Consider the following 11882-nt stretch of genomic DNA (forward strand, 5'->3'; position numbering starts at 1 on the left):
TGTGGCTGATCATCCTCTCAGAACAGCTAGGGATCGTCGCCTTGGTGAGCCATTACCTCACCAACTAGCTAATCCCACCTAGGTTCATCCAATCGCGGAAGGCCCGAAGGTCCCCTCCTTTCCCCCGTAGGGCGTATGCGGTATTAGCAGTCGTTTCCAACTGTTATCCCCCTCGACTGGGCAGATCCCTAGGCATTACTCACCCGTCCGCCGCTCGCCACCTCAGGAGTAAACCCCCTTGTGCTGCCGCTCGACTTGCATGTGTTAGGCCTGCCGCCAGCGTTCAATCTGAGCCATGATCAAACTCTTCAATTAAAGTTTTGTTGCTTCAGTCTTGCGACTTCAGCGGCTCAATGAATTCTGATTTTTTGTTTCTCGCTAAAGAAACAAACTGTACATATTACTATGAACACTCATTGTTACATTGATTTAAATTTTTGACTGCCAACCCGAAGGCTAAGCAGTTTCGATTAACTCAACACCTGTGAGTGTCCACACAGATTTCTTGTTTTATCTTGTTAAAGAGCAACTCAATATTCATAAGAGAATTTGAGTACCACACTGAGCGTCGAACGCTTCCAGTTGGCTAGGGCTGCGTATTTTACGCATTTCCCGTTTCGCGTCAAGGAGTTTTTGCAAACTTTCTTAACACTCATCAATCACTAAACTCATCGATGAACAGTCACATCAGGCTGCTTAACGCTGTCTGCCGTGTCAGTGGATGCGCATTATAGGCAGCAGGAGATTTTGCGCAACCCCTATTTTAAGGAAATTTGCAGTTAATTCTAATTATCTAATCTAGCCACACCATACCCACCACTTACCCCCAAAGTTATCCACACCCTGCTCATTTTAGACTCAGTTTCAACTTAAAATGAGGTTTGATGAACCTCTATTACTACGAATAAAGCACGGAGATTCCGTTGATTCTCGAGGCCAGAGGTGGGTTCTTGATGCAGCTTGTTCTAATAAATGGGCGAACGATAGATTAAAGAAACTCTTTGCCGACTTAATCAGAGATACAGGCCGTATTGCACAAAGCTGATATTGGCCACTTGTTAACGATAAGCTTATCTATTAAAGCTAAGTTGATTTATCAAAGACGTCATGCACATTAAGAGTGGCATGTTCGCTTACCTATATTTAGTGACAGATAATTTAGTGGCAATAATTTAGAAGCAATAATTTAGAAGCAATAATTTAGAAGCAAAAAAATACCCGCCAATGACGGGTATTTTCTCATTCAGCTATGGCGTTAAACGCTGAGCTTATTCTTCAACAGGCGAGACCACGAACAGTAAGTCGCCTTGAGACACTTGCTGACCATTGCTGTTCAGGATGCGCTCGATACGATACTTCTTATCTTCTGGGTACAGAATCGCACTCTGACGGTTAAAGCCGGCTAAGGTCACTTGCGAGAACATCTTCATCGCTTCTGTTAGTGCTAGTGTTTGATCGACTGTGACTATGTCACCTTCTTTCACGAAGTCCGCTTCACCCGGTGCAGAAGAGGTATAGAAGATACCTGCGCCTTGGGCTAACACTTTCAGTTCGTTACTTTCGCCAACACGCAGTGACTCAGTGTCTACTTCCACAGTTTCAGCGGCAGCTTCCATTTCTGCGATCAACGCAGGAATATCGAGCTCAGCCATTAAACGTGGCAGATAGTTAGTATCGTAAACACCTTCGTTAAAGGTACCATCTTTCAGGATCAGCTTGAGTAACGGAATGTTAGTCGCGATGCCTTTCAGCACTACACTGTCTAAGTATTCATACAGTTTGGCAATCACATCTTCACGATTTTCACCGCGCATGATGATTTGCGCAATCAAGCTATCGTAGTATGGCGATACTTCTTTACCTGGCGCAGCAATCGAAATGATTTCCACATCTGGATGATCTGGGAAGACACACTCTGTGATCTTGCCCGGATTTGGGATCAGTTGCAGTATGCCATGGCTATCGAGCGCCGCTTTCTCAGCCGTCACACGTACTTCCATCGCATAACCAATTTCTTTCGGTTCTAACGCTGCAATTGAACGGCCAGCAGCAATATCAAACTGCGCGCTAACGATATCAATACCTGAAGTCGCTTCCGTAACTGGATGCTCAACCTGCAGACGCGTGTTCATTTCCATGAAGTAGACTTCGTTTGCATCTAAGTTATAGATGAACTCTACGGTACCTGCGCCCATGTAATCGGTCGCGTCGCCTAAGGCACGGGTATAAGCCAGCACTTGTCGCTTCAGCTCATCCGGCAGCATAGTTGAGCCAGATTCTTCGACCACTTTTTGGTTGTTACGTTGAACCGAACAGTCACGCAAACCTAATACTTTCGCGTTGCCGAACTTATCTCGCAGTAACTGCACTTCGATGTGACGTAGTGATGTCACATACTTCTCTAAGTACAAGTCACCGTTACCAAAGGCGGCGGCCGCTTCAGTTGCGGTTTTTTGGAATAAACCAATCATGTCTTCAGGACGTTTTACAACCTGAATACCTTTACCGCCACCACCTTGTACCGCTTTAAGCAGTACTGGATAGCCGATTTCGCTCGCCACGTTTACGGCTTGTTCAGCATTGGTCAGAATACCGTGCGAACCAGGCACAACAGGTACGTTTTGCGCTTGCGATGTCTTAATTGCATTCGACTTGTTACCCATAGTCGTCATTGAATGCACGCTAGGACCGACGAAGTTAACACCGTTATTCACACACAATGCAGCAAACTGCGGGCTTTCTGATAGGAAACCAATACCAGGATGCAATGCATCAACCTGTTCATATTCGGCCACTTTCAGCACTGAGTATGCGTTCAAGTAACTTTCGTCCGATGTGTTACCACCAAGACAAACTAACTTGTCAGTTTCTTTAAGCATATCCGCGGGGACTGACGTCATATCAGGATCCGACGCCACTAATACCACATTGATATTATTGTCATGCGCCTTGCGAATAAGTTTCACCGCAGTACAACCACGGGCGTGAACCAATACTTTGTTAATTGGCTTCATTAACTTACGTGGATCGTTCTGCACGATCACTTCTTCTTCAACAGTAGCTTCAACCACTAAGGTCGACAGTGCATTGATGATCACGTCGTTAATTTTTGCCGAAGGCATTGGCATCAGAGGATCGATACCCGCTAACTGAGAGTCTAAATTGTCGCTGAATGGGTTATGGACTAAGCCCGCCATTGCGCCAGGTACTTTTGACAAGTAGTTAGACAGCGTTGCCGTTGATGGTAAGTAAGCTGGCACCACCATTTGACCTGCGAACGGCATGTTAGTACCAGACAGATAGTAAGTTTGCACCAATGGGTGAGTCACAAAACTCGCCTGCGCACCACCAGTACAGTCACCAAAACCAAACATCAGTACTGGCAATTCGTTATCACGAATAAAGCGCGTGATACGATCGTTCACCACAGCCATAGAGAATAGCGCCGCGGCGCCTTCTTTAGTCTGCATACCGCCTGAACTGATAAAGCACACAACGGGTAATTTACGCTTAGCACACTCGATTAATAGTGCAGAGAATTTCTCAGCACTGGCCATATCGAATGCACCCGCTTGGAATGCGGTGTTAGACACTGCCACACCCACACGCACTTTTTGACCTTTTTCTTTAAAGTCAGCAATACCTGTGATCAAACCACATGGGCGAATGCCTTTATCTAATGCGTCTTCAATCGATAAACGGAAGCCTGGGAAGTTGAGCAAGTTAGCCGACATTTTGTCGCCGTTGATCTCTTCGAAATGGGTAAAGAACTGCTTCACCACATTTTCCCAAGTCATGTTGCCTTTACGTTTTTCGTCACGTAGCACTTTTTGGATCAATAGATCTTGATAACCCATGGTCAAGCGGTTCCAGAAGTCCTTACGACGACCGATACGTACAGGGTTGATCGCACCAGTGTACTTGCTGGTATCGCTTTCACTATCGAAATACTCAGGCAGTAAACGCTCGAAGAAGTAAGTCAGTACCACGAATAGACTGTCGTTAAGTTGTGGGAAACCCACACTCTTCCACTGCTCTACTCGCACCAACAAATCGGCGCGGTTCGATTGACCCATAAAATACTTGAGCCACTTATAGAACTTAGCTTTGTCGTTCGAGGTATCTTGCGTCGACAATGCATGGTCAATTGACTTGTGCAACAGGTTGTTCACTGAGTTACGTGACAAACTCTTCGACATCATGGCTTCTTTAGCGATTGACGCTAAGCTGCCCACAACGTTGTCATACAAGGCATTAAAGATCAGAATGTTATGGCATTGCCAAATAAAGTCTTCACGCAGTTCTTCATTTACCACCACATCAAGCACAGTCAGCTGATTCAGCTCAGGCCATTTAGCTTGAGTCACAGACTTTGGCAAACTTTCTAAGTGCTGAATCAGCCCTTTAAAGTTGTTAGCCGCATTGCTCTTCCAGCGATGATACAAAGACCAGCTAATGTTGAATAACAACGCCTTACGTGCTTTTTTATAGTTCTCTTTTGGCTCACCCAAAATCAAACGTGTCAGCATGTTACGCTCGGTAGAGACTTCGTCACGTTTAGCGACAAAGTTAGTCCACAATTTATTCAAATCTTCGTCATAAACTAGCTTGTCAGGGTTAGACAACCAAGCTTGGAACACACGGTCTTGTTCCTGTTGAATACGTGCCAACAGATCACCTTCTGGCACGCTAGCACGTGACAGACGGCCATATTGCTCTTGAGAAATAGAATGGATACGGCTACGTAGCGTTAAATAACGCAAATAGCGATAGGCGCTACCGAACAAGTTATGGTGACTGGTCGGGCTCGTTGCCACAGCTAATTCTGCGTTCAGTTCCAAAGCCATCAAGTTTTTAGATGGATTAAGGAAACGCGTTAAACTTCGATCATAATGCTCACGTAAATCTTTAGATTCACGCACAAAATTCATCGCTGCACGCTCAACCGCTTCTACGCTGCTAATAATAGCGCGGCGCAGATTGTGCTGACGCTCGTCACGATCGCCCGGTGAAAAGTCGATGATACCGTCGATACAACCTGAGGTATAAAGCTCTTCTGGTGATACACCCACAGATTTCGCACATTCTTGCCAAGATAAGTTGTACTTACGAGCAATACTTTGCAGACCTTGTGGCTGGATCGTGTTGAAAATACCGTCACGCAACGACAACAGAATGTTCGCCGCCGCTAATGGAATTGCGCCACCAGAATAACCAGCACCAATTACGATACCGACTGTCGGTACGTCAACGTTGGCGCTTTCTGCGATGGCTTTAGAAATTGAATGCGCTTGGTTTTGGCTGTTAGCGATTTCGCCAGCATCCGCCCCTGGGGTATCAATTAAATAGATAATAGGCATAGACAATTCGGCGAAATGACGAATTGCTTTACAAGCGGCGTAATGATGCTCAGGCATCCAAGCACCGTTAGCGGTAGTGCGTTCTTGGGCAATAAAGCCAATACGACGAGTGCGTGAACCAAAGTTCAGCTCGACCTCAGCACTGTAAAAAGAACCCAAGTGAGTTTCCGTAATCAAACGACCTTTAAGATCGGCAATAATACGTTTTGCACCAGGACGACCTTTATCTTGGGTCGGCTGGATCACTTTAGCAACGTAACCGTCGACATCTAAAGATGCCAAGTCTTTTAAGTTTGCTTGAATAGCATCCTCATTTAAAAGACCTTTAATTTCTTCCGATAAACTCTGTTTACTGTGCTTAGGAAACAGAGAAAAATCTTTTGCCAAATGCTCGGCCTGTAAAAAAAGCGGATCGGGCGTTTGGGCTTGAGTCATGTGTTTGGGCTGATTATTGCTGGTCATCAAAAGATCCTCTGCTTAGCCTCTGAAAATTTTTAGCCAATAAATATAACTTTGTTATCCCGTCAAATGCCATTAAACTGCATAGGACGCTTTGTTCCAAATATGAGACAGTGGGAATAACATGCCAGATTTAAACGGTATGATGCTATTTGCAGCCGTAGTTAGAGCGAAGGGATTCTCCCAAGCTGCACGTGAAACCGGCCACCCAAAATCCACCATAAGTCGCAAAATCGCGCAGCTAGAAGAACAACTTGGCGTGCGATTACTACAGCGCGACACCCGTAATTTGAGTTTGACCCAAATCGGGGCACTCTTTTATCAACACTGTGATTCGATTCGCAATGAGGTAGAAGCGGCCAAGGCAGTTATCGAGAATACTCACGATGATGTGTCAGGATCATTACGCATTGCAATCCCAGTGTCATTTAGCCAAGAACTTATCGCTAACCTCTGTAGCGGATTTATGCGTTTATATCCCAATGTTGAATTGGATGTCCAGTTTACCGACAACGATATTGGTTTAGTCGGTGAAGGATATGACATAGCCATCAAATATGGTCCACTTCAATCGTCGGACTTAGTCGCAAGATTACTGTTTGAACGCCAGCCAATTTTAGTGGCAAGCCCTGCATACTTAAAACTCAAAGGCACACCCGCGACCCCAAAGGAACTCTGCCTGCACAGTGGGATTTTATTGGGGACTTCTCGCTCAGCACCAATTTGGCCATTGGGTAAAGGTTCGCGTAAAACCATGGCGAACTTTCAGCGTAAAGTGAGGGTCAACAGCCCGATAATGGTGAAGCAATTAGCCATAGATGATTTTGGCATCGCCATGTTATCCAATTCAGCCTGTAAGACTGAACTTGCTAATGGACAGCTAGTACCGATTTTACAGGAATGGCCGATTGAACCTTTTAAGGTTTACGGTGTTTATTCGAGCCGACGCCAACTGGCCACCAACATCAGTGTCTTCTTAGACTTCTTCGTAAAACGCTTCAGCAGCCAAGAAAGCCTGCAATCCCTAATGGGTTAACATTTCCCGTCGCATCAAGGAAACCTGTTTCAAGAAAGCCCAATAAAAAAGCCTAGATCTGAGTCTAGGCTTTCAGTATCAAGATTGATGTCAGCCAAGTAGGCCGCTTCATACGCAATTCTCGCAAGGTTTAGATACGCTATGCTTACGCGACCTAGCATGGGCTAAGGAATAACGCGTTCCCGTTTTAAGATTTCCTTAGTAATGGCTTGACGCAATGGTAAACCTGCGGCGTCGGGAATATCCATATTCATCGCAAAAAACCATACATTATCATCGAGTTCAACCCAACCTACCCACCAGCCAATGCTTGGTTCTGCTCTGACTGCATAACCGGTTTTCGCACGGATAATATAGTCAGAATTCGCTTCAGTCAGCATGGCTTGCTTAACAATACGTAAACTGCGCTCAGAAGCGTGTATCTTGTTGTGATAAAGCTTACGTAGGAAATCGATTTGCTCCGTAGCCGAAATTCGTATGCCACCATCTAACCAAAAGCTATCCAAATTTCCCGAAATATCCTCATTACCATAATCAAACGAGGCGATCATCTTCGACATACGCGCCTCACCAATTTGGCGAGCAAACTCTTGGTAGACAGGCACAACCGAATACTTCATTGCAGTAATAAGGTTATGATCACGATTCCAAGTTGCGATATCTCGACTTTTACCATCCCACTTAAAGACTTGATGCTCATCCTTCACCACGCCAAGCTCTAGCGCGATCAAACTGTTAGGAATCTTAAACGTCGATGCAGGTAAAAAACCTTGATTGGCACGTTTAAGATTATTAGTGAATCCCTGTTGCTTGTTTTCATTCCATAACACCACTACGCCTTTAGTTTGGTGCTGAGTAAAACTAGCATCCCAACTGCGGGTTTCTTGCCACTCCTTAGCTGTAGTAGATGCAAAAGTCGGCGCCACTAAGCTTGACGACACTAAAATAGACGACATCACCAGCACAGCCGATATGGTGAACAAACGCATAAAGTCTCCTTGTAGAAAAATAAACAATCCAATGAACTAAAAAAGTGATTAAGGCTATCACTTAGGGTTTTGGCAAGCCCTAGCAAACTGCTGACCAATTGTGGCAAAAAAGAGGCAAACTAGACCCTATTGCACTGTTGCAGATGGGTTAATGCCAGCGCCACATGATTTGTGATAGAAGATATTGGCATAAGATGACAAAGATCACTGAGCTTAACTTTATTACCCTCAGCTTGTAGTGCATACTTTTTGGCATAAGAGACTATCCGCACGAAAAAAATAATCATTATTTCCAATGAATAACATCTAATCACTACAGGGAAGCCAAACATGTTGAAGCCAGTGTTAACACTCATCCTCACCACCAGCTTAATGACTACAGCCAGTGCCGTGCAGTTATTTGGTGACGTTGAAGTTTCCCGCCTACCAGCAGCCGAAAAAACCATAGGCGACGTAGTAACTCGCTATCAAGCACTTGACGATGGTCTGGCTCAGCTGAGCTCAAAGAAAAACGAAGTTGACGCCACCCAATTAGCGGCGCGCCAAGGACACAGATTATGGCAACAAGCTGTCCGCGATGTGCAGTCAGGGCATTTTGACGACCGACCTTTATACTGGGCTCGCCTTGCCATGCTTAATAGTCTAAAAACCACCAGCGCCAACTTTAAAATGGCCGATTGGCAACAAGATATATTAATGAGTGCAGTTGAAAAGGCCTCACGGGGTTTTAGCGATATTCAATATGGTGATGATGTCCAAATCAAAATATTTCTCACTGGTTTCGATCCTTTCTTCCTCGACAAAGATATCACCCAGAGTAATCCTTCAGGTTTAGTCGCCCTCGCCTTGGATGGTTTTCGCTTTGATATTAATGGTAAAACGGCGCAAATAGAAGCCGCTATGGTGCCAGTACGTTTTGCAGATTTTGATCAAGGACTTATCGAGTCGCTATTGAGCCCGATTTATCGCGATCCCAAAACCCAATTTGTATTCACCGTTAGCATGGGCCGAACTGATTTTGATATCGAACGTTTCCCAGGGCGAAATCGCAGCGCAGCGGCGCCCGATAACCAAAACGTACTCACTGGCGGCACGAAAACCGCACCCGTTGCCCCAAAGCTTAATGGTAAAGATTTTATCGGCCCCGAATTTGTGGAGTTTTCACTGCCTGTTTCGGCTATGCAAGTCAAAGATGGTCAATGGAAAGTCAATGATAACCATACTGTCACTACCCTTGCCCGCGGTGAATTTAGCGCGACGTCATTAAGCGAACTGCAAAACGAAACCTCAGTCGAAGGTTCTGGCGGCGGTTATCTCTCTAATGAAATCTCCTATCGCGCCATAGTCTTGCAGCAAAAGTTTAATAGCCATGCCAAGGTCGGCCACATTCACACACCAAGAGTCAAAGGCTATGATGCCGATACTGAGCAAGCCATAGTCGAACAAGTACGCACTATGGTGATGCAGGCGGCAGCGAGTTTATAGCCAAGTCACACTGGCTGAAACTGGCCGAAACTGGCATTGTCAAATAGCGTTCGCTATGATGCGAACGCTTCTGATGTGAACGCTTAGGCAGGCTTAATCACCGATAAGTTTTAAGCACTCAATTTTATCTTTAACCGACGAGATCCAACGCTAACCCTATGCTGAAACCCGCTGACTTACTCAATGCCTTACGCCGTCGCAGCAGTGAAGCACTTGCCCCGCTGACAAAATCGACGTACGCAGCCTTGGGCCAAAGCCAAGATAAGTCGCAGGTGATAATGAGTCCACCAGCACCCAATCCGACTCAGGCACATATTTTCACTGGTTCATCACGCCCACTCTCGTCACTACAAATTCAAGTACTAGAGCGAATTGAAGCCTGTTATCAAGAGGCCGAGATATCGCTTAAGCGCACTTTTCCACGCCCAGTCACTCAATTTAGTCTAAGGGGTAAGAGTGCGGGTACGGCTCATCTGCAACAGAATCGCTTGCGATTCAATCCTGTATTGCTACGCGAAAACAGCGAGGCATTTCTGACTGAGGTAGTCCCCCACGAAATTTGTCATTTGCTGTGTTTTCAGCTTTTTGGCAAAACCAAGCCCCACGGTAAAGAATGGCAATCTTTGATGTTAACGGTATTTAAGGTCAATCCGAGTACCACACATAGCTTTAATACCACTTCAGTTACGAGTCGCGATGTTGAGTATCGCTGCGCCTGTGGGCCAATTCGACTGAGTATTCGCCGCCATAACAAGGTGCTGCGTGGTGAAAGTCGTTATATCTGTAAACGCTGTAAGACCCATTTAACTGCGATCTAGCGACTTTCAGTAAACAAAACCCCCACCTAAGTACGACTCAATTTGCATAAACAGCGATATTTCCCTTACCATCACGCCATAAAAGATGAGCCAAAGGCTCGCGTAGTGTTTGTTATTTTGGGATAAATTTTGAACATAGCTTCTTTAACCGTTAATTCACGGCGACTTTTGTTGTGCCTAATCACTTGGGCGGCGACCTTATCTGTACCCGCAAGTGCCTCAGTGTCACATCCCAGCAGTTTCAGCCAAGCGAAAACCAAGTCACAGGCGCTCTACGCAGGCAGTCGCCAAGGTACTCTGCCCGCAGTCAGCTTTTACTGTGGCTGTGAAATTCAGATCAAAGGCAAATCGTGGAAACCCGATCTCGCCAGCTGTGGTTATCAAGTCCGTAAACAGGAAACCCGCGCCAACCGTATCGAGTGGGAACACATAGTCCCCGCCTGGGAATTTGGCCATCAACTCCAATGCTGGCAAAAGGGTGGCCGTAAAAACTGTGCCAATAACAGTAATGAATTTAATAAGATGGAATCGGACATGCATAATTTGGTGCCCGCAATTGGTGAGGTCAATGGCGATCGCAGCAACTTCCGATTTAGCCAATGGAACGGTAAGGCCGACCAATATGGCCAATGTGCTATGGTAGTCGACTTTAAGAATCGTCAAGCACAACCTCCCGCGAATACCCGCGGTAAGATAGCCAGAACCTACCTCTATATGCAGCAGACCTATGGTCTTAAAATCGCCTCAAGCCAATTAAAATTATTTAAGGCATGGGATAAAACCTATCCAGTTGATACTATTGAGTGCAAACGTGATAACGCCATAGCGCAAACCCAAGGTAACCATAACCCCTTTGTGCAGAATGCCTGTAATGCGCCACCACAGCGTCAACAATTAGCCGAATAAGGTCGACAATGAGAGTCCCAAGAATTTATCAACCTCAGCCATTAGCCATCAATCAACAGTTGAACTTAGACGAAGATGGCGCGGCCCATATCGGCAAGGTGCTACGCATGGGCAACGGCGAACATATCAGTCTATTTAATGGCGATGGCAATGATTATCTTGCTGAAATTGTCGATGCAGGTAAGAAGCATGTCACAGTAAAACTGCTTTCCTGTGAGGCCAATTTATCTGAGTCGCCACTCAACTTGCACTTAGGCCAAGTGATTTCCCGTGGAGATAGAATGGAGTTCACCATTCAAAAATCAGTCGAGCTTGGCGTGAATACGATTACGCCGCTGTTTTCAGATCGCTGCGGTGTGAAACTTAACGGTGAACGCCTAGAAAAGAAAATTCAGCAATGGCAGAAGATCGTCGTGAGCGCCTGTGAGCAATCGGGACGCAGCCAAGTGCCCGTGGTTCGCCCAGCGATGGACTTACACGATTGGTGCAGTGAGCCGACCTCAGCGCTTAAACTCAATTTGCATCCACGTGCCGCACACGGTATCAATGGCTTAGATTTAGCCCATACCCGCGTGCGACTATTAATTGGCCCAGAAGGCGGTTTGTCGGCGGAAGAAATCGCCATGACAGAAACCTATCAGTTTACCGATGTGTTGCTTGGCCCCAGAGTGCTACGCACCGAAACCGCCTCGCTCACCGCCATTACGGCACTGCAACTCAGATTTGGTGATTTAGGCTAGACAGTCCACAACCGCACACAGCGGTGGTATGGCACCCCATTATCCAATAAATGCTTTTTTGCCTGCAAACGGCGACAAATAAGGAACAG

General features: G+C 45.9%; 7 protein-coding genes and 1 rRNA gene. 5 read left to right on the forward strand and 3 right to left on the reverse strand.

The genetic code is table 11. The features are described 5' to 3' along the window. Together L5M28_RS14450 and L5M28_RS14455 are read right to left on the reverse strand one after the other, a co-directional pair. A 16S ribosomal RNA gene (locus L5M28_RS14450) occupies nt 1-315 on the reverse strand; the annotation flags it as partial. Nucleotides 316-1268: 953 nt separating this feature from the next. Further along, nucleotides 1269-5822, reverse strand: coding sequence for a biotin carboxylase N-terminal domain-containing protein (locus L5M28_RS14455; protein WP_105251502.1), 4554 nt, complete (start codon nt 5820-5822; stop codon nt 1269-1271). Between the two features lie 121 nt (nt 5823-5943). Between L5M28_RS14455 and L5M28_RS14460 the strand changes: the two genes are divergently transcribed. Further along, on the forward strand, nt 5944-6855 hold the full coding sequence (locus tag L5M28_RS14460; protein ID WP_263203703.1) for a LysR family transcriptional regulator: 912 nt from the start codon (nt 5944-5946) through the stop codon (nt 6853-6855). A 164-nt stretch (nt 6856-7019) separates the two neighbouring features. Here L5M28_RS14460 and blaOXA read toward each other — a convergent pair whose 3' ends face one another. Next, nucleotides 7020-7844, reverse strand: a complete 825-nt coding sequence (gene blaOXA, locus L5M28_RS14465) for a class D beta-lactamase (RefSeq protein WP_105251500.1) — start codon at nt 7842-7844, stop codon at nt 7020-7022. Nucleotides 7845-8174: 330 nt separating this feature from the next. Here blaOXA and L5M28_RS14470 point away from each other — a divergent pair, with 330 nt between their 5' ends. From L5M28_RS14470 to rsmE, 4 genes are all read left to right on the forward strand, one after another. After that, the gene (locus L5M28_RS14470; RefSeq protein ID WP_263203704.1) at nt 8175-9329 is read left to right on the forward strand and encodes a hypothetical protein; all 1155 of its coding nucleotides are present in this window, start codon (nt 8175-8177) and stop codon (nt 9327-9329) included. Nucleotides 9330-9487: 158 nt separating this feature from the next. Then, nucleotides 9488-10147: a SprT family zinc-dependent metalloprotease gene (locus tag L5M28_RS14475; RefSeq protein WP_113941552.1), complete on the forward strand. Its 660-nt coding sequence runs from the start codon at nt 9488-9490 to the stop codon at nt 10145-10147. Between the two features lie 129 nt (nt 10148-10276). Next, the gene (endA, locus tag L5M28_RS14480) at nt 10277-11053 is read left to right on the forward strand and encodes an endonuclease EndA (protein ID WP_411569178.1); all 777 of its coding nucleotides are present in this window, start codon (nt 10277-10279) and stop codon (nt 11051-11053) included. 8 nt (nt 11054-11061) lie between these two features. Continuing rightward, nucleotides 11062-11793, forward strand: a complete 732-nt coding sequence (rsmE, locus tag L5M28_RS14485) for a 16S rRNA (uracil(1498)-N(3))-methyltransferase (protein ID WP_105251496.1) — start codon at nt 11062-11064, stop codon at nt 11791-11793. Nucleotides 11794-11882: the final 89 nt, after the last annotated feature.

Origin of the sequence: Shewanella sp. SW32 (genome assembly GCF_025653365.1) — a bacterium.
Lineage (GTDB): Bacteria > Pseudomonadota > Gammaproteobacteria > Enterobacterales > Shewanellaceae > Shewanella > Shewanella oncorhynchi.

Bases quoted from the DNA above. Each gene is read 5' to 3' on its own strand.
- L5M28_RS14460 (WP_263203703.1), top strand. From the start codon at position 5,944: ATGCCAGATTTAAACGGTATGATGCTATTTGCAGCCGTAGTTAGAGCG.
- rsmE (WP_105251496.1), top strand. From the start codon at position 11,062: ATGAGAGTCCCAAGAATTTATCAACCTCAGCCATTAGCCATCAATCAA.
- L5M28_RS14455 (WP_105251502.1), bottom strand. From the start codon at position 5,822: ATGACCAGCAATAATCAGCCCAAACACATGACTCAAGCCCAAACGCCC.
- L5M28_RS14470 (WP_263203704.1), top strand. From the start codon at position 8,175: ATGTTGAAGCCAGTGTTAACACTCATCCTCACCACCAGCTTAATGACT.
- blaOXA (WP_105251500.1), bottom strand. From the start codon at position 7,844: ATGCGTTTGTTCACCATATCGGCTGTGCTGGTGATGTCGTCTATTTTA.
- L5M28_RS14475 (WP_113941552.1), top strand. From the start codon at position 9,488: ATGCTGAAACCCGCTGACTTACTCAATGCCTTACGCCGTCGCAGCAGT.